This window comes from Streptomyces sp. NPDC046977 (assembly GCF_040644455.1).
Taxonomy (GTDB): Bacteria; Actinomycetota; Actinomycetes; order Streptomycetales; family Streptomycetaceae; genus Actinacidiphila.
The window spans coordinates 119,580-145,142 of the sequence record NZ_JBEYWO010000009.1; the positions used below are offsets into that span (position 1 = coordinate 119,580).

23 protein-coding genes are annotated in these 25,563 nt (G+C 74.5%); 8 read left to right on the forward strand and 15 right to left on the reverse strand.

Annotation, left to right across the window (positions count from 1 at the left end; all coding sequences use genetic code 11):
* Window positions 1–77 precede the first annotated feature (77 nt).
* Complete coding sequence (locus ABZ883_RS16160; RefSeq protein WP_360906266.1) at window positions 78–1,328, forward strand: glycosyltransferase family 87 protein; 1,251 nt, start codon at window positions 78–80, stop codon at window positions 1,326–1,328.
* Between the two features lie 512 nt (window positions 1,329–1,840).
* On the opposite strand, the gene ABZ883_RS16165 is transcribed toward ABZ883_RS16160, so the two are convergent.
* The 3 genes from ABZ883_RS16165 to ABZ883_RS16175 form a co-directional block, all read right to left on the reverse strand.
* Complete coding sequence (locus ABZ883_RS16165; RefSeq protein WP_360906267.1) at window positions 1,841–2,641, reverse strand: SDR family oxidoreductase; 801 nt, start codon at window positions 2,639–2,641, stop codon at window positions 1,841–1,843.
* Between the two features lie 160 nt (window positions 2,642–2,801).
* The gene (locus tag ABZ883_RS16170; protein ID WP_360906268.1) at window positions 2,802–4,028 is read right to left on the reverse strand and encodes an acyl-CoA dehydrogenase family protein; all 1,227 of its coding nucleotides are present in this window, start codon (window positions 4,026–4,028) and stop codon (window positions 2,802–2,804) included.
* A 2-nt stretch (window positions 4,029–4,030) separates the two neighbouring features.
* Entirely contained in the window at window positions 4,031–5,056 is a 1,026-nt protein-coding gene (locus ABZ883_RS16175) for a phosphotransferase family protein (protein WP_360906498.1), read from the reverse strand.
* Window positions 5,057–5,329: 273 nt separating this feature from the next.
* On the opposite strand from ABZ883_RS16175, the gene ABZ883_RS16180 reads away from it, so the two are divergent.
* Complete coding sequence (locus ABZ883_RS16180) at window positions 5,330–6,628, forward strand: glucarate dehydratase family protein (protein WP_360906269.1); 1,299 nt, start codon at window positions 5,330–5,332, stop codon at window positions 6,626–6,628.
* A gap of 9 nt (window positions 6,629–6,637) precedes the next feature.
* Here the strand turns inward: ABZ883_RS16180 and ABZ883_RS16185 are convergent, their stop codons facing one another.
* The 3 genes from ABZ883_RS16185 to ABZ883_RS16195 form a co-directional block, all read right to left on the reverse strand.
* Window positions 6,638–7,567, reverse strand: coding sequence for an MBL fold metallo-hydrolase (locus tag ABZ883_RS16185; protein ID WP_360906270.1), 930 nt, complete (start codon window positions 7,565–7,567; stop codon window positions 6,638–6,640).
* An 86-nt stretch (window positions 7,568–7,653) separates the two neighbouring features.
* On the reverse strand, window positions 7,654–9,057 hold the full coding sequence (locus ABZ883_RS16190) for a gluconate:H+ symporter (protein ID WP_360906271.1): 1,404 nt from the start codon (window positions 9,055–9,057) through the stop codon (window positions 7,654–7,656).
* Between the two features lie 66 nt (window positions 9,058–9,123).
* Entirely contained in the window at window positions 9,124–9,636 is a 513-nt protein-coding gene (locus ABZ883_RS16195; protein ID WP_360906272.1) for a gluconokinase, read from the reverse strand.
* A 113-nt stretch (window positions 9,637–9,749) separates the two neighbouring features.
* Between ABZ883_RS16195 and ABZ883_RS16200 the strand changes: the two genes are divergently transcribed.
* The gene (locus ABZ883_RS16200) at window positions 9,750–10,457 is read left to right on the forward strand and encodes an FCD domain-containing protein (protein WP_360906273.1); all 708 of its coding nucleotides are present in this window, start codon (window positions 9,750–9,752) and stop codon (window positions 10,455–10,457) included.
* Window positions 10,458–10,471: 14 nt separating this feature from the next.
* Here the strand turns inward: ABZ883_RS16200 and ABZ883_RS16205 are convergent, their stop codons facing one another.
* A complete protein-coding gene (locus ABZ883_RS16205; RefSeq protein WP_360906274.1) occupies window positions 10,472–11,005 on the reverse strand; it encodes an AAA family ATPase in 534 nt (177 codons plus the stop codon).
* Between the two features lie 199 nt (window positions 11,006–11,204).
* Between ABZ883_RS16205 and ABZ883_RS16210 the strand changes: the two genes are divergently transcribed.
* Window positions 11,205–12,143 carry a hypothetical protein gene (locus ABZ883_RS16210; protein ID WP_360906275.1) on the forward strand — a complete coding sequence of 313 codons (939 nt, stop codon included), beginning with the start codon at window positions 11,205–11,207 and terminating at the stop codon, window positions 12,141–12,143.
* Here ABZ883_RS16210 and ABZ883_RS16215 read toward each other — a convergent pair.
* The 3 genes from ABZ883_RS16215 to ABZ883_RS16225 all read right to left on the reverse strand — a co-directional run bounded on the left by ABZ883_RS16215 (window position 12,089) and on the right by ABZ883_RS16225 (window position 13,380).
* On the reverse strand, window positions 12,089–12,571 hold the full coding sequence (locus ABZ883_RS16215; RefSeq protein ID WP_360906276.1) for a MarR family transcriptional regulator: 483 nt from the start codon (window positions 12,569–12,571) through the stop codon (window positions 12,089–12,091). The two genes, ABZ883_RS16210 and ABZ883_RS16215, sit on opposite strands and share 55 nt — an antisense overlap.
* Before the next feature lie 81 nt (window positions 12,572–12,652).
* Entirely contained in the window at window positions 12,653–12,976 is a 324-nt protein-coding gene (locus tag ABZ883_RS16220; RefSeq protein WP_360906277.1) for a DUF202 domain-containing protein, read from the reverse strand.
* Window positions 12,976–13,380: a DUF202 domain-containing protein gene (locus tag ABZ883_RS16225; protein WP_360906278.1), complete on the reverse strand. Its 405-nt coding sequence runs from the start codon at window positions 13,378–13,380 to the stop codon at window positions 12,976–12,978. Before ABZ883_RS16225 ends, ABZ883_RS16220 begins: the two co-directional genes overlap by 1 nt.
* A gap of 130 nt (window positions 13,381–13,510) precedes the next feature.
* On the opposite strand from ABZ883_RS16225, the gene ABZ883_RS16230 reads away from it, so the two are divergent.
* The 3 genes from ABZ883_RS16230 (at window position 13,511) to ABZ883_RS16240 (ending at window position 17,470) form a co-directional block, all read left to right on the forward strand.
* A complete protein-coding gene (locus ABZ883_RS16230) occupies window positions 13,511–14,086 on the forward strand; it encodes an NUDIX domain-containing protein (RefSeq protein WP_360906279.1) in 576 nt (191 codons plus the stop codon).
* A gap of 185 nt (window positions 14,087–14,271) precedes the next feature.
* Entirely contained in the window at window positions 14,272–15,633 is a 1,362-nt protein-coding gene (locus ABZ883_RS16235) for an NAD(P)/FAD-dependent oxidoreductase (RefSeq protein WP_360906280.1), read from the forward strand.
* Window positions 15,634–15,709: 76 nt separating this feature from the next.
* Window positions 15,710–17,470 carry an acyclic terpene utilization AtuA family protein gene (locus ABZ883_RS16240; RefSeq protein ID WP_360906281.1) on the forward strand — a complete coding sequence of 587 codons (1,761 nt, stop codon included), beginning with the start codon at window positions 15,710–15,712 and terminating at the stop codon, window positions 17,468–17,470.
* 93 nt (window positions 17,471–17,563) lie between these two features.
* Here ABZ883_RS16240 and ABZ883_RS16245 read toward each other — a convergent pair whose 3' ends face one another.
* The 3 genes from ABZ883_RS16245 to fahA form a co-directional block, all read right to left on the reverse strand.
* Window positions 17,564–19,042, reverse strand: a complete 1,479-nt coding sequence (locus tag ABZ883_RS16245; RefSeq protein ID WP_360906282.1) for an aminotransferase class V-fold PLP-dependent enzyme — start codon at window positions 19,040–19,042, stop codon at window positions 17,564–17,566.
* Complete coding sequence (locus ABZ883_RS16250; protein ID WP_360906283.1) at window positions 19,032–20,459, reverse strand: MFS transporter; 1,428 nt, start codon at window positions 20,457–20,459, stop codon at window positions 19,032–19,034. Before ABZ883_RS16250 ends, ABZ883_RS16245 begins: the two co-directional genes overlap by 11 nt.
* A 114-nt stretch (window positions 20,460–20,573) precedes the next feature.
* The gene (gene fahA, locus ABZ883_RS16255; RefSeq protein WP_360906284.1) at window positions 20,574–21,818 is read right to left on the reverse strand and encodes a fumarylacetoacetase; all 1,245 of its coding nucleotides are present in this window, start codon (window positions 21,816–21,818) and stop codon (window positions 20,574–20,576) included.
* Between the two features lie 190 nt (window positions 21,819–22,008).
* On the opposite strand from fahA, the gene ABZ883_RS16260 reads away from it, so the two are divergent.
* Complete coding sequence (locus ABZ883_RS16260; RefSeq protein WP_360906285.1) at window positions 22,009–23,289, forward strand: chloride channel protein; 1,281 nt, start codon at window positions 22,009–22,011, stop codon at window positions 23,287–23,289.
* Here ABZ883_RS16260 and ABZ883_RS16265 read toward each other — a convergent pair.
* Window positions 23,231–23,530: a hypothetical protein gene (locus ABZ883_RS16265; RefSeq protein WP_360906286.1), complete on the reverse strand. Its 300-nt coding sequence runs from the start codon at window positions 23,528–23,530 to the stop codon at window positions 23,231–23,233. The genes ABZ883_RS16260 and ABZ883_RS16265 overlap by 59 nt on opposite strands.
* A 593-nt stretch (window positions 23,531–24,123) precedes the next feature.
* Window positions 24,124–25,551: a DUF2252 domain-containing protein gene (locus ABZ883_RS16270; RefSeq protein WP_360906287.1), complete on the reverse strand. Its 1,428-nt coding sequence runs from the start codon at window positions 25,549–25,551 to the stop codon at window positions 24,124–24,126.
* Between the last annotated feature and the right edge of the window lie 12 nt (window positions 25,552–25,563).

Sequence of the window (25,563 nt, forward strand, 5' to 3'; positions counted from 1 at the left end):
CCGCCGGGCAACCTCTGCGTCGTTTCCATCGTCTCTTCTCCAGAGGCCGGACCGCCGAACAGGGGAGAAACGAAACGATGCGGTGGTGCCTTGACGCACGCGGGCAGTGGACGGCCTGGGCGGTGACCCGGCTGCTGCTCGTGGGGGCGTCGCTGCGCCTCGGCCCGTTCAGCGGCCTCGGAGACCTCGACCCGTCGGTCTCGCAGGTCTACACGGGCTGGTACGCGGTGCTGCGCACCGGAGTCTTCCCCGTCGCCGACGTCACCTGGCAGTACCCGCCCGGCGCCGCGCTGCCGCTGCTCGCGCCGAGCCTGGTGCCGGTGCTGGACTACGGCCACGCGTTCATCGTGTGCTGCGCGCTGTGCGACGCCGCCGTGACCGCCGTGCTGCTCCGCAAGGGGCCGGGCACGGCGGCCGCGTGGCTGTGGATCGGCGGCCTGCCGCTGCTGATCACCCTGCCCTGGAGCCGCTTCGACGTCTTCGTGACCGCCATGGCCATGGGCGCGCTGATAGCCGCGGGCACCCGGCGCCGCTGGGCCGACCTCGCCTTCGGCGTGCTCGTCGGGCTCGGCGCCATGGTCAAGGCCTGGCCGCTGCTGCTGCTCAGCGGATTGCGGGCCGGCCCGCGCGCCCGCACCGCGCTGCTCACGGCGGCCGCCACCGCCGCGGCCGTCGCGCTCGGCTTCGCCGTCGCCATGCCCGGGGCCTTCGACTTCCTGGCCGCGCAGCGCGAACGCGGCATCGAGGTCGAGGCGACGGCGGCGCTGCCGTTCCACATCGCCCGGCACTTCGGCTGGTCGGGCCAGTGGATGCCGCGTGACGGCTCCATGGAGTTCGTCGGCCCGTGGATCCGCGAGGCGGTCTGGGTCAGCGAGGCATGCTCGGTCCTCGCCTTCTGCTGGCTGCTGTGGTGGTGGCGGCGGGCCGACCGCAGGGCGCCGTGGGTGCTGCCCGACGCCGCGCTGACGGCGGTGCTGCTCTTCGTCGTCACCAGCCGCGTCCTGAGCCCGCAGTACCTGATCTGGCTGATCGGCCTGGCCTCCGTCTGCCTGCTGCACCGCGGCACCTCGCAGCGGCCGGTCGCCGTCCTCCTGGTCGCCGCGACCGTGCTGACGACGCTGGACTTCCCGCTGCTCTTCCGCGACCTGCTCGACGGCTCCGCCCTGGCGATCGCGGTGCTGACCGCGCGCAACCTGCTGCTGGTGGCCGCCACCGTGCTCTCGGCGACCCGCCTGCTGCGCGCCACCCGCCGCGCCGGTCCCGGCACCGGCGAGGTCCGCCTCATCCCGGAGGCCGAACCGGTCGGCGCGGGCACCCGCGCCGCGTAGCCCGACAGGGCCCCCGTGGCGGGCCCGGCGGGTCCGGTCCGGTGGGTTCCTGATGGTGTGGGGCGAGGACGCTGAAAACGGCCGGGCTTGGGCACCCGGGGCGCGTGGACCGGTCGACCCGGTCGCGGGCTCGGCGGGTTCGGTCCGGCCGGTCCACGACGGCGTGTCGTCCGCACTCCGCGCGAGCGCGTTCCGGCGTGCCGACCCGCGGGCTTGGCCCCTCGGGCAGGCGCACCTCCCCGCAGGGGACAGGAACGTCTCGGTCGGCTCACCCCTGACGCGGTGGCGGGAGAGCGGGAGAGTCGGCCGGTCGCCACAGCCCCGGCGTTCTCCGGGACGGAAATCCGGGGTGAGGCGGCCACGCCGCCCGACGTCAGGCACCGTTCCACGTCCGCAGCCGGCACACGGCCCCGGCCGAAGCCGTACGTCCGCCGGTCCCGACCGGGGGACCGGCGAACGCGTCGACCGGTGTGCGTCGGGCCGCCGGCGGACCGCCGGGGGAACCCCGGACCTCACTGCCGGGGGATGATCGGCCCGAGCCACAGCCCGCCGCAGACGTCGATGCGCTGGCCGGTGACGTAGGCGCCGTCCGGGCCGGCCAGGAAGGCCACCGTGCGGGCCACGTCCTCGGGTTCGCCGAGGCGGCCGAGGGCGGTGATCGCGGCGAGCTGGGCGGCGGCCTCCGGGACCGCGGTGTGCCCTGCCGTCATGTCGGTGCGGATCACGCCGGGCGCGACGGTGTTCACGGTGATGCCGCGGCCGCCCAGTTCGTTCGCCAGCGACGGGGTCATGCTCTCCAGCGCCGCCTTGGCCATGGTGTACGCGATCTGTGTGGAGACCGCGACGCGGGTGGCGGTGGAGGCGATGGTGACGATGCGGCCGCCGTCGTTGAGCAGGGGGATCGCGCGCCGGGTCACCAGGAACGGGGTGCGGACGTTGATCGTGAAGAGGCGGTCGAACTCCTCCTCGGTGACGGCGGCGATCGGGCTGGTGGACGCGATGCCCGCGTTGCCGACCAGGATGTCGAGCCCGCGCTCGCCCAGCCCCGCGGCCAGTTGGCCGAAGAGGCGGTCCGCCGCGTCGGCGGAGGCGAAGTCGGCGCCGACCGGGAACGCCCGGCCCCCGGCCTCGTTGATCAGGGCCACCGTCTCGTCGGCGGCCTCCTTGCCGGTGCCGTAGTGGACGGCGACCAGGGCGCCCTCGGCGGCAAGGCGGCGTGCCACGGCGCGGCCGATGCCGCGCGAACCCCCGGTCACCAGTGCCGTCTTGCCGCTCAGGGCGGTGGAGGCAAGGGATGCGGTCGATGCAGTCATGTCGGGCTCCTCGGTCCGCGGTGCCGGGCCCCTGCGGCCCGTCCGTGGGAACACCGTCGCGTTCCGCGCTGACCGGCCGCGCACCGGCGGCGCACCGCTCCCGCACACGGGGGCGCCCCCGGGTACGGGACCCGGGGGCGCCTCGCCGTCGGTGTGCCGCTCAGCCCTCCTGGGGGGCGTACCGCTTGAGTTCGCGGCGCGCGAGCGACCGCTTGTGCACCTCGTCGGGCCCGTCGGCCAGGCGCAGCGTGCGGGCCGCCGCGTACAGTTCGGCGAGCGGGAAGTCCTGGCTGACGCCGCCCGCGCCGTGCACCTGGATGGCGCGGTCGAGGATCAGGCCCACCTTCGCCGGGGTGGCGATCTTGATGGACTGGATCTCGGTGTGCGCGCCGCGGTTGCCGACGGTGTCCATCAGCCAGGCGGTCTTGAGCACCAGCAGCCGCAGTTGCTCGATCTCCACACGGGCCTCGGCGATCCACTCCTGGACGACGCCCTGCGCGGCCAGCGGCTTGCCGAACGCGACGCGCCCGGTGGCACGCCGGCACATCAGCTCCACCGCGCGCTCGGCCATGCCGATCAGTCGCATGCAGTGGTGGATCCGGCCCGGCCCGAGCCGGGCCTGCGCGATGGCGAAGCCGCCGCCCTCCTCGCCGACCAGGTTCTCCGCGGGCACGCGCACGTCGTGGAAGACCACCTCGGCGTGGCCGCCGTGGTCCCCGTCGTCGTAGCCGAACACCCGCATGCCGCGCCGCACTTCGAGGCCGGGCGTGTCACGCGGCACGAGGATCATGCTCTGCCGGCGGTGCCGGTCGGCGGTGGGATCGGTCTTGCCCATGACGATGAAGATCGCGCACAGCGGGTTCATCGCGCCGGAGATGTACCACTTGCGGCCGTTGATGACGTAGTCGCCGCCGTCCCGCACGATTCGGGTCTCGATGTTCGTCGCGTCCGAGGAGGCCACGTCCGGCTCGGTCATCGCGAAGGCCGAGCGGATCTCCCCGGCGAGCAGCGGCTCCAGCCAGGTCTTGCGCTGCTCCTCGGTGCCGAACTCGCTGAGCACCTCCATGTTCCCGGTGTCCGGCGCGGCGCAGTTGAGGGCGGGCGGGGCCAGGTGCGGGCTGCGGCCGGTGATCTCGGCCAGCGGCGCGTACTGGAGGTTGGTCAGTCCGGCGCCGCGCTCACCGGGCAGGAAGAGGTTCCACAGGCCCAGCTCCCGCGCCTTCGCCTTGAGTTCCCCGACGACCGGGGGCGCCGACCAGACCGCGTCGCCCTCGGCCTCCTCGCGCTGCCGGTGGAAGACCGGCTCGGCGGGGTACACGTGCTCGTCCATGAAGGCGAGCAGCCGCTCGCGCAGTTCCTCGGTCCTGGCGTCGTACGCGAAGTCCATGGTCAGCCTTCCTGAAGGGTGCGCAGGCCGTTGTCGATGAAGGTCGGGACGATGGCGCCGATCCGGTCGAAGCCGGCGCCGACGGTCTGGCCGAGGGTGTAGCGGTAGTGGATGCCCTCCAGGATCACGGCGAGCTTGAAGTACGCGAAGGCCGTGTACCAGGCCACCGACGACACATCGCGCCCCGATCCGGCGGCGTAGCGCTCCAGCAGCTCGGCGGCGGAGGGGTGGCCCGGGGCGCCGCCGGTGACGGACACCGGCGTGCCGGGGGTGGGGCGCAGCTCGCCGTACATCAGCAGCAGGCCGAGGTCGGTGAGCGGGTCGCCGAGGGTGGACATCTCCCAGTCGAGGACGGCTCCGATGGTGTCGTCGGAGCCGACCAGCACGTTGTCGAGCCGGTAGTCGCCGTGCACGACCGCGGGCGGTCCGGAGGCGGGCAGCCGCGCGCCCAGGGCGGCGGCGAGCTCGTCGATGCGGGGCAGGTCGCGGCTGCGCGAGGCGTCGAGCTGCTTGCCCCAGCGGCGCAGCTGGCGCTCCAGGAACCCGTCGGGGCGGCCGAAGTCCCCGAGCCCGGCCGCACCGGGATCGACGGCGTGCAGGGCGACGAGGGTGTCCACCAGGGCCAGCACGATGGCGCGGGTGCGCTCGGGGCCGAGCGCGGTGAGCTGCTTCTCGGTGCGGTACGGCGTGCCCTCGACGAAGTCCATGACGTAGAAGGGCGCGCCCAGGACCTCCGGGTCCTCGCAGAGGATCACGGTGCCGGGGACGGGCACGGGGGTGTCGCGCAGGGCGCTGATCACGCGGTGCTCGCGGCCCATGTCGTGCGCGGTCGCCAGCACGTGGCCGAGCGGGGGCCGCCGGACCACCCAGCGCGCGGTGCCGTCGCCGACGGCGTACGTCAGGTTGGACCGCCCGCCCTCGATCAGCTCGCCGCCGAGCGGGCCGCGCAGCAGGCCGGGCCGCTGCGCGTCCAGGTACCGCCGCAGCCGGTCCAGGTCGAGCCCCGGTGGGTTCTCCGTACCGCTCATCATGCTCCTCGCCACTGCCGTCCCTGTCCCCGACATCATGCCGACCAGTCGGTATGTCGTCCAGTCCGCCGCCGGAACCGGCAGGCGCGCACGCGGGCGCCCGCACCCGGCGCCGCTGCGGGGCTCGCAGCCATGATCCCGCCCACCGCGCCCGGCCGCCCCGCGATCCGTGTCCGGACCTGTGCGTTCTTGACGACTTTGGGGAGGGGACCTAGGGTCCGATTCTGGTAGACGCATCTCAAACATGTATGTGAACGACGAGGGTGGGCGTTGATGACACACCGCAGGGACCTGACGATCACGGACGTACGACTCACCCCCGTCCTGGTCTCCGACCCGCCGATCCTCAACACCCAAGGCGTTCACCAGCCGTTCACGCCCCGGTTGATCATCGAGGTGACCACCGAGAGCGGCGTCACCGGCATCGGCGAGACCTACGGCGACGCCCGCTACCTGGAGCCCGCCCGGCAGCTCGCCGACGCGCTGCCCGGATGCGAGGTCAGCGACCTGAACAACCTGTCGCCGCTTGCGGGACTGGTGTGCGCGCCGCCGCAGGACACCTCGGACGCCGTGGACGCCGGCGGACTGCGCGGCGTGCTGACCGCGGACAAGGTGCTGCTGTCGGTGGTCTCCGGCTTCGAGGTGGCCTGCCTGGACGCGCTCGGCAAGGTGCTCGGGCTCCCCGTGCACGCGCTGCTCGGCGGCAAGGTGCGCGACACCGTCGACTACAGCGCCTACCTCTTCTACCGCTGGGCCGAGCACCCGGACGGGCAGGGCCTCAAGGACGACTGGGGCGCGGCGCTCGACCCGGCCGGCATCGTGGCGCAGGCCCGGCGCTTCGTCCGCGAGTACGGCTTCACGTCGTTCAAGCTCAAGGGCGGCGTCTTCCCGCCCGACGAGGAGATCGCCGCGATCCGGGCGCTGGCCGCGGCCTTCCCCGGCATGCCGCTGCGCCTGGACCCCAACGGCGCCTGGTCGGTGGAGACCTCGCTGCGCGTCGCCGACGCGCTCGGGGACGTCCTGGAGTACCTGGAGGACCCCACCTCCACCACCGCCCGCATGGCCGAGGTCGCCGCCCGCACCGACCTGCCGCTGGCCACCAACATGTGCGTCACCACCTTCGGGGAGATCCCCGACGCCTTCGCCCAGGACGCCGTCCAGGTCGTGCTCTCCGACCACCACTACTGGGGCGGGCTGCGCAACACCCGTGAACTCGCCGCGATCTGCCGCACGTTCGGGGTGGGCGTGTCGATGCACTCCAACACCCACCTCGGCATCAGCCTCGCCGCGATGACGCATGTCGCCGCCACGGTGCCCAATCTGCACCACGCCTGCGACTCGCACTACCCGTGGCAGACCGAGGACGTCATCACCCTGCGCCACGAGTTCCGCGGCGGCCGGCTGGCGGTGTCCGACGCCCCCGGCCTCGGCGTGGAACTGGACCGGACGGCCCTGGAGACCCTGCACCGCCGCTGGCTCGACGACGACGGCGGCCTGCGCGACCGCGACGACGCCAAGGCCATGCGCCGTGCCGAGCCCGGCTGGGTCACCCCCGCCATTCCGCGCTGGTGAGCCCGGGCCTCAGGCCAGGCACTCCGGGACCCGGCCGCCGTTCAGCACCGCCATGTCGGTGATGATCCGCACCAGGTCCAGCGGCGAGCCGGGCGGCAGCCCGTCCAGCTCCGCGTACGCGCGGTGCAGATTGGCGACCAGCCGCTCCGGCTCGCGCAGCGACGCGAACTCGCCGGGATCGGCGGCCCGCGCGACCTCCAGCGGTTCCCGGCCGGCCTTGTGGCCGTCCGCCGCGAGCTCCGTCACGAAGCGCAGGTAGCCCTCGGTCGTGTCGTACACCGACGGGTCGCAGACCTGCCCGTGGCCCGGCACGACGACCTCGGCGTCCAGCGACCGCAGCAGTTCGAGCCCGCGCAGCGAGCCCGCGAGCGAACCCATCGGGACGAAGGGCGCCCCGCCGTTGAAGACCAGGTCGCCGGTGAAGACCACCCGCGGGCCGGGCAGCCACACCACGGTGTCGCCGAGCGTGTGGGCGACCCCGGGGTGCAGCAGCCGCACCTCCTCCTCGCCGACGTGCAGGGTCAGCTCGTCCTCGTAGGTCACCGTGGCGGGGGTGACGGGCACCTCGCCGTAGTCCACGTCCGGCCAGATGGCGTGCAGTTGGAGCCCGGCGGCCAGCTGCTCCTTGACGCACGCCGTGTGGCCGACGATGCGGGCGCCCGGGGTGAACACGCTGTTGCCGTAGGTGTGGTCGCCGTGGTGGTGGGTGTTGACCACGTGGTCGGGCTGCGGCACACCCGCCGCGGTCAGCGCGTCGCGCAGCAGCAGGGCGCGCCGCTCGGTGGCGGCGGTGTCCACCAGCAGGGTCGTGCGGCCGTCGCTGATGAACCCGGCGTTGTTCAGGCACCACCCGCCGTCCGGCTGGACGTAGGCGTGCACGCCCGGCGCGAGCCGGGAGGTGTACGGAGCGTCGGTCTGCGACGGTGACGGAGATGACATGGTTGTGCCCTTTCCTGGTGGTCCGCGAGGAACCTAACAGGGAAGGGCACAGGCCGGACGGGGTGGGGCAGCCCCCGGCGGGGCGGCTACAGGACCAGCGACAGCAGCAGGACGAAGACGATCGCGACCACCGAGATGACGGTCTCCATCGCCGACCACGACTTGAGGGTCTTCGGGACGCTCATCCCGAAGTACTCCTTGACCAGCCAGAACCCCGCGTCGTTGACGTGCGAGAAGAACAGCGACCCGGCGCCGACGGCCAGCACCAGCAGCGCGGAGTGGGTGGAGGTCATGCCCTCGGCGAGCGGTGCGACCAGGCCCGCTGCGGAGATCGTGGCCACCGTGGCGGAGCCGGTGGCCACCCGGATCAGGACGGCGATCAGCCAGGCCAGCAGCAGCGGCGAGATGTGCCAGCCGTCCGACCAGCCGAGGATCATGTCGCCGATGCCGGCGTCGATGAGGGTCTGCTTGAAGCCGCCGCCCGCGCCGACGATCAGCAGGATGCCCGCGATCGGGCCGAGGGACTTCTCGACGGTGGCCGAGATCCGCTCCTTGGTGAAGCCGGCCGCCCGGCCGAGGGTGAACATGGCGAGCACGACGGCGGACAGCAGCGCGATCAGCGGCGAGCCGATGACGTCGAAGATCCGGAAGACCAGGCTGCCCTGGTCGTCGACCAGCACGTCCACCAGGGCCTTGCCGAGCATGAGCACGACCGGCAGCAGCATGGTGGCCACGGTCGGGACGAAGCCGGGCCGCCGGTCCAGTTCGTCCGAGGCCCGGGTGGGGGTGAGGTGCTCGGGCGGCGTGACCTGCACCCAGCGGTCCACGAAGCGCCCGAAGAGCGGGCCGGCTATCGCGACGGTGGGCAGGGCGACGAGGACGCCGAGCGCGAGGGTGGTGCCGAGGTCGGCGTGGATGGCGTCGATCGCGGCGAGCGGGCCGGGGTGCGGCGGGACGAGACCGTGCATGACCGACAGGCCCGCCAGCGCCGGGATGCCGATCCGCATCAGGGAGTGGTTGCCGCGGCGGGCCACCAGGAGCACGACCGGGATCAGCAGCACGATGCCGACCTCGAAGAACAGCGGCAGGCCGATGAGCCCGGCGATCAGCGCCATCGCCCACGGCAGCCGGCGCTCACCGGTCCGCGCGAGGATCGTGTCGACGATCTGGTCCGCGCCGCCGGAGTCGGCCAGCAGCTTGCCGAGGATCGCGCCGAGCGCGATGAGCACGCCGACGCCCGCGACGGTGGTGCCGAGCCCGGTGGTGAAGCTGGTGATCGTCTTCGCGAGCGGCGCGCCGGCGACGGCGCCGAGGACGCCGGTGCCGATGGTCAGGGCCAGGAAGGCATGCATCTTCCAGCGGGTGATCAGCAGGACGATCACCGCGATGCCGACGAGTGCGGCGACGGCGAGCCGGGTGTCACCGGCGCCGGTGATCGGCTCGGTCGCGGCCGGCGCGGCGGCCAGCAACTCGGCGCTGAGTGCGGACACGTTCGTACTCCGTTGTCAGTGGGGGGAGTGGGGGGAGCGGGGGGAGGGGCGCGGCGGGGGAACGGCTCAGTGGGGGAGGGCCGCCAGGGCGCGCTCGGTGATCTGCTGCGGGCCGCCGTCGATCGCCACGACCGCCCCGGCCTCGTCGGGTTCGAGCGGTTCCAGCGCATCGAACTGCGAGTGCAGCAGCCCGGCCGGCATGAAGTGCTGCATCCGCGCGGCCAGGCGGGCGGCGATCAGCTCCTCGGAACCGTCGAGGTGGAGGAAGAACAGGCCGGGCGCGTCCCGGCGGAGCCGGTCGCGGTAGCGGCGGCGCAGGGCGGAGCAGCTGACGACGCCGCCGTGCCCGCCGCGCCCGGTGATCCAGGCCGCTATGGCGTCCAGCCAGGGGGCGCGGTCCTCGTCGTCCAGCGGATGCCCGGCCGACATCTTGGCGATGTTGGCCGGCGGGTGGAAGTCGTCGGCCTCGGCGTACGGGACGCCGAGCCGCCCGGCGAGCAGTCCGCCGACGGTGGACTTGCCCGATCCGGAGACCCCCATGACCACCACCAGGGGGAGACGCGGGCCGTCCTCGGTCATCACTGCTACCTCCTTGTGCGGGTGACGGCCTTCAGGAAACGCCATAGGTACTACTTATTCAAGAGGCCGACATCAAATCGTCATACGAAGCGATGCGACATAGGCTGTCGGCCATGGATCGGCAGGGAGAGAACGGCGGCCTGCACGCCCGGGTCCTGGCGGAACTCGGCCCCGCCATCGCGTCCGGCGTCCACCCGCCCGGCACGGTGCTGCGCATCGACGCGCTCGAGCGCGACTTCGGCGTCTCCCGCACCGTCGTCCGCGAGGCCGTCAGGGTGCTGGAGGCCATGCACCTGGTCGAGTCCCGGCGCCGGGTCGGCATCACGGTGCGCCCCACCGAGGAGTGGAACGTCTTCGACCCCGCCGTCATCCGCTGGCGCCTGGCCGGCGCTGACCGGCCCCGCCAGTTGCGCTCGCTGACCACGCTGCGCACCGCCGTGGAGCCGGTCGCCGCCGGGCTCGCGGCGGTGGCCGCCGACCCGGCCCAGTGCCGCGAACTCACCGTCCTCGCCGCCGAGATGGCGGCGGCCGGCCGCGCGGCCGACCTGGACGCGTACCTCGTCCACGACATCGCGTTCCACCGCACGATCCTCCAGGCCTCCGGCAACGAGATGTTCGCCCGGCTCGGGGACGTGGTCGCCGAGGTCCTGACCGGCCGCACCGAGCACCACCTGATGTTCAGCGCCCCCGACCCCGAGGCGGTCACCCTCCACGTCCGGGTCGCCGAGGCCGTCCGCTCCCGGGACGCCGAGGCCGCCGAGCGGCTCATGCGGGAGATCTGCGTGGGCGCCCTGCGCGAACTGGACATCCTCGCGCCCTGAGACTGCCAGAGGGCTCAGCCCGTGGGCCCGGCATGGCGCAGGATCGTGTCGACGGTCTGCTCCGGGGTCTGCTCGCCGGTGTCCAGCCACAGGCCGATCCGCGGCGTGCCCGAGCGCAGCGCGCGGTCCAGCCGGGCGGGGGTGACGACGTCGTCGTAGACCCGCTTGGCGCGCGCGGCCTCCCGCGCGGCGACCGTGCCCGGAGGCGGGACGAGGACGACGACATGCAGCGGCCTGGTGCGCAGCAGCGCGATCGTGCGCGGCAGTTCGTCGCCGAGGATCACGTCCTGGAGCACGGGCGTGAAACCGGCGGCGGCGTACGCGTCGGCGCTCGCCGCGGCCAGGGTGTGCCGCAGCCGCAGTTGCCGCAGTGTCTCCTCGCCGGGGCCCTCGTCGTCGTGGTCCGCGGGGACCGGTTCCGCGCGGCCGCCCACGATCATCCGCCGGAAGGCCTCCCCGCGGACGTGCGCCGACCTCGGCAGCCGCTCGGCCAGTGCCTGCGCCACGGTGGACTTTCCCGACGCCGGGATGCCGGTGATCAGGAACATGCCCCGCACCGCCGCCCCCGGCGGCCGGCCGGCCACGCGTCGCTCGTCCGATGACGGATCGTCATCAGGGCTTCCTCTCCCGGGCATTGATGTGTCGGAAGCGAATCTACGGTCGTGTGCGGCGGCAGCGGAATCCCCGGTACCGGACGAAGGGAAAACCGGATGACCGGCCGGGCCGGGACATGGTCGACTGGCCGGCATGACCTCACCGCCCGGCGCACGTCCCGCACCGCCGCAGCCCTACCGCTGGACGCTGTCGCGGGCCCGCGACGGACGCCGCCCGGACCGCCTGGGCGCGCTGACCGACGGGGCCGAGCCGCCCCGGCTGTGGTTCCTGCCCGAGCTGACGGACTGCGCCGGCAAGGTGCTGGCCCGCTCCGGCGGCGCCGATCTGTGCTTCGTCGGGCGCTCCCTGGACAGCATGTACGACCTGCTCAGCGGCGCCTTCGAGGGCTCCTCCTGGGACGGGCGGCTGCTGCGCCTCCCGCTGTCGCTGTCCTCGGCCCGTTGGGGCACGGCGCACACCCGCCGGCTGCGTGAGCACTTGGCGGCCGCCGGACTCGCCCCGTACGACCTGGCCCGCCGCACACGGCCGGTCGCACTGGTCGATGTCGTGCACGAGGGCACGACGTACGACGTGCTGCACGGCGCGCTCGCCGCTTGGGCGGCCGAGAGCCGCGAGCCCTGGCCGGTGATCCGCCGCAAGCTGCGCTTCGTCGGCGTGACGATCCGCGAGCGGACCAGCCCGAAGACGTGGCGCTGGCAGCAGCACAGCGAAGGCGGCTGGGCCCGCGCCCTGCCCGCCGGGCACGCCGCGAGCGTGTCACTGGACGGCTGGGTCTGGGCCTACCTCGGCAACGACCAGGACAAGCTGCAGCCCTGCTTCCCGCCGCGGCGGTGGTTCGACGAGTGGGCCGCCGAGCCCTGGCACCGCCCGGGGCTGCCGGCGGCGCTGGCCGAGTCGCTCGCACTCGTCGAGGCGGGCCGCGGCCGTGCGGTGCGCGAGGGCCTGATCCGCGTCATCGGCGCGGAGCCCGGCTTCGCCGACCGCGATGTGCGGGCGCTGGTCGCGCCGCTGCGACGTCAGCCGCGGGCGCGGTCCTCCATGACGGGGCGCAGCCGTTCCAGCAGGCCGTAGAGCGCCTCCCGCTCCCCGGCGTCGAGGACGTCGAGGGCCCCGTGGGTGGCCTGCATCTCGTCGCGTACCCGGCGCATCGTCTCGCGGCCCAGATCGGTGGCGACCACGTTCTTCACCCGGCGGTCGGCGGGGCTCACCTCGCGGCGCACGAACCCGTGGGCCTCGAGGCGGTCGACGATGCCGGTGATGTTGGACGCGTCGCACACCAGCCGCTCGGCGAGACCGCGCATCGGGACCGGGCCGTGCAACTGGGAGAGCACCTTCGCCTGCATGGACGTCAGCCCGTGCCGTGCCGCCGCCGCGGCGAAGTCCTGCCACTGGGCGGTACCGATGACCGCGAGCAGTTCCAGCAGCTGGATCTTCGAGGGCGGATTCGCAGTCGGCGACGTCGGCGAAGTCGGGGCGGTCGGGGCGTTCCGGGCGCTCATGCAGCGAGTGTACTCAGGTACTTGACAATGTGAACCATTTGCTTGATGTGCCCAAGCTTCCGCGTGCGCTGCCGCGCCGCCTCACAGGAACAGCAGCGCCGCCCCGAAGAGGGCCAGGGCCACGACGCACAGCACGGCCCCGGCCGCCCACGGCCCGGTCAGCACCGGCGGCCGGGCGTCGTCCAGCACGGCGATCCTGCGCTGCGCGACCGCCGTGAAGGCCAGCCACACCAGCGCGCACAGCGCCAACCCGCCGATCACGACCGCCGAGACGCCGTGCAGCACCGCCTCGCGCCCGGCCAGGAGCGCCGCCACGGCGAAGGAGAGCGTCGTCCGCCGCCACGCCAGCCGGGTCCGTTCCGGCTGCAACCCGGGATCGCGCTCCGGGGTGTCGCCGGCGTCCATCAGCCGGCCCGCCCCAGCACGGCGGTGAGCAGCAGCGCCACCGCCATCGCGGCGACCACCACCGCCAGCAGCGCCGGGAACCGGGAGACCGGCAGGTCGTCCCCGCGCCGCATCGCCCGCTCGCAGCGCACCCAGTGGTTCACCGCGCGCACCGCGCACATCGCCCCGCCCACGACCAGCACGACGGCGAGCGTCAGCCGGACGGGACGCTGCAGGTCCCGCAGGAACTGGTCCACGGCGAAGCCGCCGCCCACCAGTGCCAGCGCCGTGCGCAGCCAGGCCAGGAACGTCCGCTCGTTCGCCAGCGAGAACCGGTAGTCGGGCGTCGTGCCCTCCGCTCGCACCCGTTCCGGGGCGAACCACAGGCCGATCGCCCGCGCGGTGTTCCGGACAGCGTCGATCACACCGCTCACCCTACCCACGCCGGGACAACCGCCGGCGTCCACCGGCTTCCGCCCGGGCGAGGGGTGCGTGACGCCCGCGAGCGTGGCACCGTACGGGGATCACCGGGGACGGCACGGCGGAGGGCGCTCGATGGACGGCACGGACGGCACGGACAGCAGTGACGACAGGGACACCCCACCGCGCCCGGCCGACGAACTGCTGGACATCGTGGACGAGCACGACCGGGTCGTCGGCCGGGCGACCCGCGGGGAGGCGACCGCCCGCGGACTGCGGCACCGCTGCGTGTTCATCCTGGCCAGGGATGCCGAGGGGCGGATCTTCGTGCACCGCAGGACGCCGCAGAAGCTGGTGTTCCCGTCCCTGTACGACATGTTTGTCGGCGGTGTCGTCGGCGCCGGCGAGGCATACGACGACGCCGCCCTGCGCGAGGCCGAGGAGGAGCTGGGCGTCAGCGGCCTGCCGCGCCCGACCCCGTTGTTCGGCTTCCTCTACGAGGGGACCGGAGCGGCCGCCGGCCACACCTGGTGGTCCCGGGTCTACGAGGTGCGCTGCGACCTGCCGGTCGCCCCGCAGGTGGAAGAGGTGGCCTGGCACGCCTTCCTCACCGAGGAGGAGCTGGAGGACCGGCTGCCCCGCCTCGCGTGGGTCCCCGACGGCCTGGAGGCCTACCACCGGCTGCTCGCCCGGCGCCGCACCGCGGGCTGACCACCGCACACGCGACGGGGGCGCCGGGCTCTTCTGCTCCACCGGTCGCGGCCGGTAGCGTGCCGCTCGCCCGCCCCGGTGTTCCGTTCGCGCCGGGACGGGGCCTGTGCGAGCGTGGCCGGAGGCGTACACGCACACGCCGCGGGTAGGGAATCGGGCCCGAACGGTCCCACGGGAGGCGAGTGATGAACCGACCCAGGATCCTGGTCGTCGGCGGTGGCTTCGCGGGCATGGAGTGCGCGCACCGTCTGGAGCGCCGGCTGTCGCCGGACGAGGCCGACATCAGCCTGGTGACGCCCTGGAGCCACCAGCTCTATCTGCCCCTGCTGCCGCACGTCGCCGCGGGTGTCCTCACCCCGCAGGCGGTCGCGGTCCCGCTGCGCCGCATGCTGCACCGGACCGCCGTGATCCCCGGGCGGGCGATCGGCGTGGACCCGGCGGCCAAGGCGGTGGTCATCAAGAAGATCACCGACGAGGAGCTGGTGGAGGAGTACGACTACCTCGTCCTGGCCCCGGGCAGCGTCACCCGCACCTTCGACATCCCCGGACTCACCGAGTACGGCCGGGGCATGAAGACCCTCGCCGAGGCGGCGTACATCCGCGACCACGTCATCGCCCAGCTGGACCTGGCCTCCGCCACCACCGACCGGGCCGAGCGCGAGTCGCGCCTGCAGTTCGTGGTGGTCGGCGGCGGCTACGCCGGCACCGAGACCGCCGCCGTCCTGCAGCGGCTCACCACGGCCGCCGCCAAGCGCTACCCGCGCCTGGACCCGACGCTCATCAAGTGGCACCTGATCGACATCGCCCCCCGGCTGATGCCCGAGCTCGGCGAGAAGCTCGGCCTGAAGGCGCTCCAGATCATGCGCGAGCGCGGGGTCGACGTGTCGCTGGGCGTGTCCGTCGCCGAGGTCACCCCCGACACCGTCACCTTCACCGACGGCCGCAAGCTGCCCTGCCGCACCCTGATCTGGACCGCGGGCGTCGTCTCCAGCCCGCTGGTGACCACGCTCGGCACGGAGACCGTCAAGGGCCGGCTCGTCACCGACGCCGAGATGCGCATCCCCGGCGCCGACGGGGTGTTCGCGCTCGGCGACTCCGCGGCGGTGCCGGACCTCGTGACCGGCGGCGGCGCCGTGTGCCCGCCCACCGCCCAGCACGCCATGCGGCAGGGCAAGGCCGTCGCGGAGAACGTGGTCGCGGCCCTGCGCGGCCGCCCGCTGGAGGAGTACCGGCACAAGGACCTGGGACTGGTCGTGGACCTCGGCGGTATCGAGGCGGTCTCCAAGCCGCTGGGCGTGCCGCTCAGCGGGCTGCCCGCGCAGGTCGTGGCCCGCGGCTACCACCTCGGCGCGCTGCGCACCTTCCCCGCCCGCTTCCGGGCGGCGGCGGGCTGGTTCCTCAACGCCGTCGCCGGCGACGACTTCGTGCGCACCGGCTTCCAGGCGCGCCGGCCGGCCGCCCTGAAGGACTTCGAGGTCACCGACATCTACCTGTCGCCGGAGGAGATCCGCCGCCACGTGGACTCCCTGCGCGCGACCGCCGCCTGACCGCTCGCCCCGCACCGCACCCCCGCACCACCGCGTTCACCACACCTGAAGACAGACACCGCCGACGGCGAGGGACATGACCCAGCGACGAGACACCCTGCGGATCGCCAACTGCTCCGGCTTCTACGGGGACCGCCTCGCGGCCGCCCGCGAGATGGTCGAGGGCGGCCCCATCGACGTGCTGACCGGCGACTACCTCGCCGAGCTCACGATGCTGCTGCTGTGGAAGGCCCGGCAGCGGGACCCGGCGGGCGGGTACGCGGTCTCGTTCCTCGCCCAGATGGGGGACGTCCTCGGCACCTGCCTGGAGCGCGGCATCAAGGTCGTCGTCAACGCGGGCGGCCTCAACCCGGCCGGCCTGGCCGCCAAGCTCGGCGAACTGGCCGCCCTCGCCGGGCTGAACCCGTCGGTGGCGTACGTCGAGGGCGACGACCTCATCGGGCGCCTGCCCGAACTCCAGGCGCAGGGCCACCGGTTCGCGCACCTCGCCACCGGCCGCAGCCTCGCCGACGCCGGCGTCCGGCCCGTCACCGCCAACGCGTACCTCGGCGCGTGGGGCATCACACAGGCGCTGCGCGCCGGCGCCGACGTGGTGATCTGCGGACGCGTCACGGACGCCTCCCTGGTGGTCGGCCCCGCGGCGTGGGCCTTCGACTGGGCGCCCGGCGACTGGGACCGCCTGGCGGGGGCCGTCACCGCGGGGCACATCATCGAGTGCGGCGCCCAGGCGACCGGCGGCAACTACTCCTTCTTCACCGAGATCGAGCGCCCCGTGCACCCCGGCTTCCCCATCGCCGAGATGCGCCCCGACGGCTCCGCCGTCATCACCAAGCACGAGGGCACCGCCGGCGCCGTCACCGTCGAGACGGTCACCGCGCAGCTGCTGTACGAGATCGACCGCCCCGCCTACCTCAACCCGGACGTCGTCACCCGCTTCGACACCGTCACCCTCGAACAACTCGGCCCCGACCGGGTCCTGGTGAGCGGCGCCCGCGGCGAGCCCGCCCCCGACACCCTCAAGGTGTGCGTCAACCACCACGGCGGCTACCGCAACACGGCGACCTTCGTGCTGACCGGTCCCGACATCGAGGCCAAGGCCCGGTTCGCGGAGGCGTCCCTGCTGGACGCCACCGGCGGGCCCGAGCGGTTCGGGACGTACGACGTCCACCTGGAGCCGACCGCGTCCGGCGCCCGGCTCACCCTCACCGTCAAGGACGCCGACAAGGACAAGGCCGGCCGCGCCCTGTTCTCCGCGGTGGTCGGCACCGGCCTGTCGACGGCACCCGGCCTGCACATGGAGCACTTCTCGCCCAAGGCCACCGAGTACGGCGTGCACTGGCCCGCCCTGGTCCCGGCCGAGGCGGTCCGGCACGAGGTGGTGCTCCACGACGGCACCCGCGTCCCCGTGCCGCGCCCGCCGTCGTCCGCCGCCGCGCCGGAGCCGGTCGCGGTTCCCGCGCCCGCCGTGCCCGCGCCGGGCGGGCCCACCGTACGCGCCCCCCTGGGCCTGCTCGTCGGGGCCCGCTCCGGCGACAAGGGCGGCGACGCCAACGTCGGCCTGTGGGCCCGCAGCGACGCCGCGTACGCCTGGCTGCGGGACTGGCTCGACGTCGAACGGCTCCGCGCGCTCGTGCCGGAGGCCGCCGGGCTCCGCGTGAGCCGCTGGGAGCTGGCCAATCTGCGCGCGCTCAACTTCGTCGTCCACGGCCTGCTCGGGGAGGGCGTCGCCGCGTCCACCCGTCCCGACCCGCAGGCCAAGGGGCTCGGGGAGCACCTGCGCGCCCTGGAGGCCGACATCCCGGCCGCACTGCTCCCGGCGCCGCGCCGGGAGGAGTGATCAGCCTGGACCGAGCGCCACGGCCGAACGCGCCTTCCGGAGCGCTTCCAGAGCCCCCGGCCCGGGGGGCAACGCTCGCGCCCCCGCGAGGCCTCACACCCGGAAGACCGAGCCGACGAACTCCGTCAGCAGCCGCTCCTTGAGCCGGCCCGGCAGGGCGTCGAGCAGCATCAGCACCGGTGCCGTCCGGCGCGGCAGGCCCGTACCGCCGCCGAGGCCCGCGAAGGCCAGGACCCCCGCGACCTCCTCCGGTCCCAGGGTGTCCGGGTCGAGTCCGGCCGCGAACTGCGCGAGCGCCGGGTCCACGGTCACCGGGGCCAGGGCCCGCGCCGCCTTCAGGGCCGCGTCCAGGTCGGCGAGCAGGGCGTCGACCAGCCCGGCCGACGCCGGGGTCAGGGTGAGGTGCAGATTCGGCGGGAGCCCGTCGAACGACAACTGGGGCTGGAGGTACCAGCCGCGGTCGCGCATCTCGTCGGCCAGGTGCAGCAGCAGGCTCAGATCGGGCGCGCCGTCCGCCCCCAGCAGGGTGAACGCGACCAGTGCGGCCCGCGGTTCGCCCAGGACTCGTACGCCCTCCACGGCGCGCAGCCCCGGCAGCAGCCGGTCGCCCGCCTGGGCGGTCCGTTCGGCGAGCTCCCGGTAGCCGTCCTCACCGATGTGCCGCTGCACCGCCCACGCCTGTGCCAGCAGACCGGCCGACTTGGTGCCCTGCACCGTCGGGTTGACCACGGGGTAACCCGGCCAGCCCGCGTGCGCGAAGTACTGGTGGCGGCGCAGCTCGGCGTCCCGGTACAGCACCACGGACGCGCCCTTGTCGGCGTAGCCGTACTTGTGGAGGTCCACCGACAGCGAGGTCACCCCGGGCACCGACAGGTCGAACGGCGGCACGTCCCGCCCCGCCCGCCGCAGATGGGGCAGCAGCCAGCCGCCGATGCAGGCGTCCACGTGGCAGAGCACCCCGCGCATTGCCGCCGCGGCGGCGATCTCCGGCACCGGGTCGACCACCCCGTGCGCGTACGAGGGCGCCGAGGCCACGACGAGCGCGGTACGGCCGGTGATCGCGGCGGCCATGGCCGCCGGGTCGGCCCGCAGGCTCTCCCGGTCCACGGGAACGGTCACCGTCTCCAGGCCCAGGTAGGAGGCGGCCTTGTGGAACGCGGCGTGCGCGGTCGAGGGCAGCAGGAGCTGGGGCTCCGTCACCTGGCGCACGGCGCGGGCGTGGTCGCGGGCGGTCTTCACGGCCAGCAGGATCGACTCGGTGCCCCCGCTGGTGAAGCTGCCCTGCGCGCCGGGTGCGCCCAGCAGGACCACGGCCGCGCCGACGACGTCGTTCTCCAGCCGGGCCACGCTGGGGAAGACGGTCATGTCCAGGCCGTTGACGGTGGCGAACTCCGCGTACGCCGCCGCGGCGAGCCCGTCGACCCCGGCCAGCCCGGAGTCGTAGACATAGGCGAACGTGCGCCCGCCGCGGGTCGGGGCGTCCTGGGCGCGCAGGGCCCGCAGTGCGGACAGCACCTCCCCGGCGGGCCGGCCGGACGGGAGCGCGGGGGAGGGAACGGGCTCAGTGGGCATGGTCGTTCGTGTCCTCTGACGGCTCGGCGGATCGGTCGGGTTCGGGCGCGGCAACTGACGGGACCGGGGGCTCCTCGCGGTAGCCGCGCAGGAGCCACAGGCTTGCCGCGGCGAGCACGGCGGGCAGCAGGCTCATGCCCCACGAGATGCCGGTCAAGGCGGCGGCGGGCTGGTCGACGCGGTGGGCGGCGTCCGAGGAACGGAACCCGGTCACCGCCAGGACCAGGGCGAAGACCCCGGCCCCCAGGGCGAGCGCCAGGGTCTCGGCGGCGGTCCACAGGCCCGTGAAGGTCGCGGCCCGGCGCCGCCCGGTCCGTGCCGCGTCGGCGGCCAGGGTGTCGGCCAGCATCGTCAGCGGCAGCAACTGCAGCCCCGCGTAGGCGATCCCCACGGCCGCCACCGCCGGATATCCCAGCGCCGGACCCGCCAACGGGGTCAGCGCGAGCAGCGCCGCCGCGCCGGCGAACAGCACCGAGGCGCACACTTGCGCGTACTTCGCGCCGCGCGCCCGTGCCAGCCGGTTCCACAACGGCATCACCAGCACCAACGGGCCGATCATGCAGGCGAACAGCGGGGTGACGGCGCCCGCCGCGCCGAGGGTGTACGTGGCGAAGTACTGCACCCCCGCCAGCATGGTCCCGACGGCGAGCGCCTGCAGCGCCCACATCCCCACCAGGAAGCCGAACGCCCGGTTCTCCCGGGCGACCGCCAACTGCGCCCGCAGGGAGGGCTCCGCGGCGCTGCGGGCGACCGAAGGGGCCCGCCGCGTGAAGTGCCAGGCGCCGAGCGTCCCGGCCAGGAGCAGCAGCGCCACCACGACCCCCATCAGCCGGTAGCTCCCCGGGGTGTCGCCCCTCTCGTGCGCGATCGCGGGGGCCAGCGCGCCCGACAGCAGGATCGCCACGCCCAGGAACCCCACCCGCCAGCCCAGCACGCGGGCCCGTTCGCCGGTGTCCTCGGTCATCTCGGCGGGCATGGTCACGTACGGGACCTGGAAGACCGCGTAGGCGGTCGCGGCCAGCAGGAAGAACACCGCCACGTACCCGGCCGCGGCCGCGCCCCGCAGCGGCGGCGCCGCGAAGACCAGCGCGAACAGCGGCGGCAGGGTCAGCGCCCCGGCCAGCAGGAACGGCCGCCGTGAACCCCCTTGCAGCCGGCTGCGGTCGGCGGCCGCCCCCACCAGCGGGTTGATCAGCACGTCCCACGCCTTGGGCAGGAAGACCGCCGCGCCCGCCACCGCCGCCGGCACGGCCAGCACGTTCGTCAGGTAGTACAGCAGGATCAGCCCCGGCACCGTGCCGAACGCGCCCGTGCCCAGGGACCCCAGGCCGTACCCGATCCGCACCGCGCGCGGCAGCGGCGCGGCGGGCACGCGACCGGTGTCCCCCAAGGGGGCGGCGGGCGGCGTCTCGGGCATGGGTTCCCTGCGGGGCCGGGGTGCGGACGGCGGAGCGACAGGGTCAGGAGATCACAGCGGCCCGGCGCACCGACAGATCCCGGAACGGCCCAATTCCCGCCCGCCGCCGAGGCCTTACCGCGACGTCGGCGCGGCCGCCACCCGGCCCGTCACCTCGCCGAAGCCGATCCGCGTGCCGTCCGGCCCGGGAGCGGTCGCCGTGATCACGACCTCGTCGCCGTCCTCCAGGAAGCTCCGCCGCGTCCCGTCGGCGAGCACCAGCGGCTCCTCGCCGTTCCACGACAGCTCGATCAGCGCGCCGCGCTGCGCCCGCTCGGGCCCGCTGACGGTGCCCGAGGCGAAGAGGTCCCCGGCCCGCAGGGAGGCGCCGTTCACCGTCATGTGGGCGAGCATCTGCGCGTACGTCCAGTACATCGTGGCGAACGGCGGACGCGAGACCACCTCCCCGCGCAGCCGCACCTCCAGCGCGATGTCCAGGCCGCGCGGCGGGGCGGAACCGTCCTGGTCGTCGAGGTAGGGCAGCAGCGCCGCGTCACGGACCGGCGGGGCGACGCGCGCCACGTCGAGGGCGTCGAGGGGGACGACCCAGGGCGAGACGGAGGTCGCGAAGGACTTGCCGAGGAACGGGCCCAGCGGCACGTACTCCCACGCCTGGATGTCGCGCGCCGACCAGTCGTTGACCAGGCAGACGCCGAAGACGTGCTCCTCCGCGTCGGCGAGCGGCACGGGCGAGCCCTGCGCGGTCGGACCCCCGACGACGAAGCCGATCTCCGCCTCGACGTCCAGCCGCCGCGTCGGGCCGAAGTCCGGGACCGCCTCGCCCGGCGCCCGCCGCTGGCCGCTCGGCCGTACGACGGGCGTGCCGGACACCACCACCGTGCCGCTGCGGCCGTGGTAACCGATCGGCAGGTGCTTCCAGTTGGGCGGCAGCGCCGCGCCGTCCGGCCGGAAGATCCGGCCGACGTTGGTCGCGTGGTGCTCCGAGGCGTAGAAGTCGACGTAGTCCGCCACCTCGAACGGCAGATGCAGCGTCACCTCCGGCCGCGGCAGCAGGTGCGGCTCGACCGCGGGCCGGTGGGCCGGGTCGGTCAGCCACGCGGTGAGCAGCGCACGCACCGCCGTCCACGCGGGCCGCCCCGCCGCCAGCAGCGCGTTGAGCGACGGCGCCGCCAGCAGCGCTGCCATGTCGTCCCCGGCCTGCCCGGCCGCCACCGCGCCGGCGTCGAGCACGTGATCGCCGATCGCCACACCGATCCGCCGCTCGCCCGGCCGGTCCCCGGTGGTGAACACCCCGTACGGCAGGTTGTGCACGCCGAAGAGGGAGTCGTCCGGCACGGCGACCCAGGTGGGGGCGGCCATGGCACCTCCATACGCGTCAGGGCCGCGCCTCCTCGCGCGGCCGGCCCACCCTAGCGCCCAGCGTGCCTGAGGCCGCCGGACGGCTCGCGTCGGTAGTGTCGCAAACGCCGCATTCAACGCAAACGGCGCACGGCAACGAGAGGGGAAGGCGATCTCCGGGACCGCGAACCAGCCGCAGGAAGCCGACCAGTTGCGGACCCTGCTGCGCCAGCCGCACTACCGCAGGGCGCTGTTGTCCTCCGCCGTGCTCGGCATCCCCGTGTCCTTCCTCGCTTTCTGGTTCCTCGTCGCCCTCCACGAACTGCAGAAACTGGTCTGGCAGGACTGGCCGCGGCACCTGGGCCACGCCCAGCCGCCCTGGTGGTGGCCGATCCCGCTGCTGGCCGTCGCCGGCCTGGTCGTCGGCCTGGTCGTCACGCGGCTCCCGGGCGGCGGCGGCCACATCCCGGCGTCCGGCCTGCACTCGGGCGGCGCCACCGCCGCGGCGGTGCCCGGGGTCGTCGTGGCCGCCGTCGCGAGCCTGCCGCTGGGCGCCGTCCTCGGTCCCGAGGCACCGCTCATCGCCTTCGGCGGCGGCATCGCGCTGGTCTTCCGCAACCTCGTCCGCGCGTCCCCCACCCCGACCGGCAACGTGCTGCTGGGCGCCGCCGGGTCCGCCGCCGCCATCGCGACGATCTTCGGCAACCCGCTCGTGGCGGCCGTCCTGCTCATGGAGGTCGCCGGCGTCGGCGGACCGCAGCTGTTCGCCGTCATGCTGCCCGCCCTGCTCGCCGCCGGCGTCGGCGACATCGTCTTCACCGGGTTCGGACGCTGGACCGGCCTCAAGACCGGCAGCCTGGACATCGGACTGCCCCGGCCGCCCGCGCTTGACGTCGGCGACGTCGTGTGGGGCGTCCTCATGGGCCTGGTCGTCGGGATCGCCGTCCACTGGATCGTCGTCGGCGGCCGGCACGCGGCGGTCTTCGTCTCCCGCCGCCCCCTGCGCAACACCGTCGCCTGCGCGGTCGCCGCGGGCGTCTGCGTCGCCGCCTACGCCCTGCTGACCGGCCGTTCACCCGCCGAGGCGGCGCTGTCCGGGCAGAGCACACTGCAGCAGCTCGCCTCGGACCCCCACGCGTGGCCCGTCACCGCCCTGATCGCCGTACTGGTCCTCAAGTCCCTCGCGTACGCCCTCTGCCTGGGCAGCCTGCGCGGCGGCCCCATCTTCCCCTCCCTCTTCCTCGGCGGCGCCTGCGGCGCACTCCTGGCCCCCCTCCCGGGCTTCGGCCTCGTGCCCGCCATGGCCGCGGGAATGGCCGCCTCCTGCGCCGCGGCGATGCGGCTGCCCGTCAGCACGGTCGTGCTCGTCGTCCTGCTCCTGGGCAACGCCGACACGGTGCCGGTCGTCGTCCTGGCCGCCGTCGTCGCCTTCGTCACCACCGAACTGCTCCCGCAGGGCCCTGACATCCCGGCCTTCGGCCGCGTCGACTGAGGGGCCCGCGGGCGGCGGGGCGCAGCCGGGGCTCGGCGGGCATCAGCAGGCCCGTGGCGCGCTCCAGGCGGTCGATCTCGCCGAGGGGGCGCAACTGGCGGGCGGCGGTGGGAGTGAGCGTGACGGCCACCCGCCGGCCGCGGGCGAGGGCGGGCAGCACGAGTCCGTCGCGCAGGGACTCGACGCCGCCGGCGGCCGAGCCGACGACGGCGAGGACTCCGCGGGCCGGTTGAGGGGGCATGGACGGGGGCCAGGATTTCCGAGCGTTCGGCCGCCTGGACTGAGGGGCCCGCGGGGCGTTCCGGCGGTCCGGCCGGAGCGGCGCCGGGCGTCAGCGGTCGTCCGTAGGGCCCGGTCCTCCGGGCGTCCGGCCGGGTCGGCTGAGCGGATCGCGCGCGGTCCCGGCGGTCCGGCCGAAGCGGCGCCGGGCACCTCGGTGTTCGGCCGCGTCCGCCCGGAGTGGCGCCGGGCGTCGGTGGTGGCCGCCGTCGTGGCCGTGGTTGTCGGCGAGTTGCTGCCGCGAGGTCCGGACGTCCGGGCGTTCGGCGGTGCCGACTCAGCGGATGGGGCGGCCCGGCCGGTCCGGCTGGTGCCGGGCCGGGCGTCAGGCGGCCGGCTGGGCAGTGCGGGGTCGGTACCGGTGGCCGTACGGCCCATGTCGTCGCCTCGTCAGCGCCGAAGTGCTTCCGCAGGGCCCGGACAACCCGGCGCTCGGCCGCGTTCGGCCGTGTCCGGCCGGCGCGGTGCCGGGCGTCGGTGGGCGTGCCCCGGGCCCGAACATCCCCGCCTTCGGCCGCGCCGACGGGGCGTTCCGGCACACCGCCCCGCCGGGCCTCAGGCGGACCGTGTGGTGACGCGGCCGGTGCGTGCCGCGTCCAGGAGGGCCTGGTGGTCGCGCTCGTTCTGGTCGGCGTACCGCTCGGCGAACTCCGCCAGCGCCCGGTCGAAGACGTCGCCCCCGCCCAGATAGGCCGCGATCGCGATCCGGTCCCCCGAGCGGGCGTGCGCCCGGGCCAGCGTGGCGCCGCACACGCGGCCGAAGACGCCCATCACCTCGGGCGACATCGTCTCGGCCACCACGATGCCCTTCCAGTCGCGCAGTTGGCGCACATAGAAGTCCCGCCGGCGGCCGTCGATGCCGTGGACGCGTTCCCAGCCCAGGAAGATGTCGCTCGTGGCCTGCATCAGCCGCTGCCCGGCCACCACCCGCTCGCCCTGCGTCCGCTGGAGGCACGCGCCCACGTGCCGGGCCAGCACCGACTCGTCGGCCTCCTTGGCCTGGAGGAACAGCGGGTCCTCGTCGTCCTTGCCGAGCAGCAGGACGATCCAGCAGCGCGTCCCCACGCTGCCCACTCCCACCACCTTGCGGGCGATGTCGGCGACCCGGTACTGCTCCAGCAGCGTGCGGCGGTCGGACTGCAGGGTGTGGCCGTAGCGCTCCATCAGCCGTGCCAGTTCGCGCTCCACCCCGGCGTCCAGCGCCTCCGGCAGGTCGCGAAGCGGCGTCAGCAGCGGCGGATCGGCCGCGATGCGCCGCCGGCCGTCCACCACGTGCGTGAGTTTCTCGAACGCCTGGAGCGTGTCGTGCGACCGTGCCCGTTCCTGCGAACGCTCCCAGCGCGCCCGGTCCCGCGCGCCGAGCAGGGGCGCGAACCGCTCCTGCAGCCGGTCCGCCTCGAAGTGGGCGTACCAGACGTCGAGATCGCCCATCCGGGCGAAGCGGCGCATGTACGCGCGGTAGCCCCCGACGGCCGCCAGGACGGTCGCCGTCCGCTCCCCGGCGGAGAAGCCGGCCGCCCGGCCCGCGATCACGAGGCTGGCGGCCAGCCGTTTGACGTCCCACTCCCACGGGCCGGGCAGCGTCTCGTCGAAGTCGTTGATGTCGAACATCAGCCGCCGCTCGGGCGAGGCGAGCAGCCGGAAGTTGAGCATGTGCGCGTCCCCGCAGAGCTGGGCGCGCAGCCCCGTCACCGGCGTGCCCGCGAGATCGGCCGCCATGACGGCCGCCGCGCCGCGGTAGAAGCGGAACGGCGACTCGGACATCCGGCCGTACCGGATCGGGACCAGTTCGGGCACCCGGCGGGCGGACTGCTCCTCGATCACGTCGACCGGGTCGGCCCGCAGCGGCGAGGGCGCCCACTCCGCGTGCCGCGACCGGGGCGTGGTCCGCCGTGCGGCCCTGCCGAGCGCGGCCCGCTCCCGCGGCGTGCGGTACGCGCGCCCGCCGGGCACCGCGGCCGGGTCGTCCTTCCCGTCCGTCATGGCGGCCGTCCC

Bases quoted from the DNA above. Each gene is read 5' to 3' on its own strand.
- ABZ883_RS16245 (WP_360906282.1), bottom strand. From the start codon at position 19,042: ATGCCCACTGAGCCCGTTCCCTCCCCCGCGCTCCCGTCCGGCCGGCCC.
- ABZ883_RS16265 (WP_360906286.1), bottom strand. From the start codon at position 23,530: ATGCCCCCTCAACCGGCCCGCGGAGTCCTCGCCGTCGTCGGCTCGGCC.
- ABZ883_RS16180 (WP_360906269.1), top strand. From the start codon at position 5,330: ATGACACACCGCAGGGACCTGACGATCACGGACGTACGACTCACCCCC.
- ABZ883_RS16165 (WP_360906267.1), bottom strand. From the start codon at position 2,641: ATGACTGCATCGACCGCATCCCTTGCCTCCACCGCCCTGAGCGGCAAG.
- ABZ883_RS16270 (WP_360906287.1), bottom strand. From the start codon at position 25,551: ATGACGGACGGGAAGGACGACCCGGCCGCGGTGCCCGGCGGGCGCGCG.
- ABZ883_RS16170 (WP_360906268.1), bottom strand. From the start codon at position 4,028: ATGGACTTCGCGTACGACGCCAGGACCGAGGAACTGCGCGAGCGGCTG.
- ABZ883_RS16235 (WP_360906280.1), top strand. From the start codon at position 14,272: ATGAACCGACCCAGGATCCTGGTCGTCGGCGGTGGCTTCGCGGGCATG.
- ABZ883_RS16210 (WP_360906275.1), top strand. From the start codon at position 11,205: ATGACCTCACCGCCCGGCGCACGTCCCGCACCGCCGCAGCCCTACCGC.
- ABZ883_RS16250 (WP_360906283.1), bottom strand. From the start codon at position 20,459: ATGCCCGAGACGCCGCCCGCCGCCCCCTTGGGGGACACCGGTCGCGTG.
- fahA (WP_360906284.1), bottom strand. From the start codon at position 21,818: ATGGCCGCCCCCACCTGGGTCGCCGTGCCGGACGACTCCCTCTTCGGC.
- ABZ883_RS16175 (WP_360906498.1), bottom strand. From the start codon at position 5,056: ATGAGCGGTACGGAGAACCCACCGGGGCTCGACCTGGACCGGCTGCGG.
- ABZ883_RS16220 (WP_360906277.1), bottom strand. From the start codon at position 12,976: ATGGACGCCGGCGACACCCCGGAGCGCGATCCCGGGTTGCAGCCGGAA.
- ABZ883_RS16240 (WP_360906281.1), top strand. From the start codon at position 15,710: ATGACCCAGCGACGAGACACCCTGCGGATCGCCAACTGCTCCGGCTTC.
- ABZ883_RS16205 (WP_360906274.1), bottom strand. From the start codon at position 11,005: ATGTTCCTGATCACCGGCATCCCGGCGTCGGGAAAGTCCACCGTGGCG.
- ABZ883_RS16200 (WP_360906273.1), top strand. From the start codon at position 9,750: ATGGATCGGCAGGGAGAGAACGGCGGCCTGCACGCCCGGGTCCTGGCG.
- ABZ883_RS16195 (WP_360906272.1), bottom strand. From the start codon at position 9,636: ATGACCGAGGACGGCCCGCGTCTCCCCCTGGTGGTGGTCATGGGGGTC.
- ABZ883_RS16160 (WP_360906266.1), top strand. From the start codon at position 78: ATGCGGTGGTGCCTTGACGCACGCGGGCAGTGGACGGCCTGGGCGGTG.
- ABZ883_RS16185 (WP_360906270.1), bottom strand. From the start codon at position 7,567: ATGTCATCTCCGTCACCGTCGCAGACCGACGCTCCGTACACCTCCCGG.
- ABZ883_RS16230 (WP_360906279.1), top strand. From the start codon at position 13,511: ATGGACGGCACGGACGGCACGGACAGCAGTGACGACAGGGACACCCCA.
- ABZ883_RS16215 (WP_360906276.1), bottom strand. From the start codon at position 12,571: ATGAGCGCCCGGAACGCCCCGACCGCCCCGACTTCGCCGACGTCGCCG.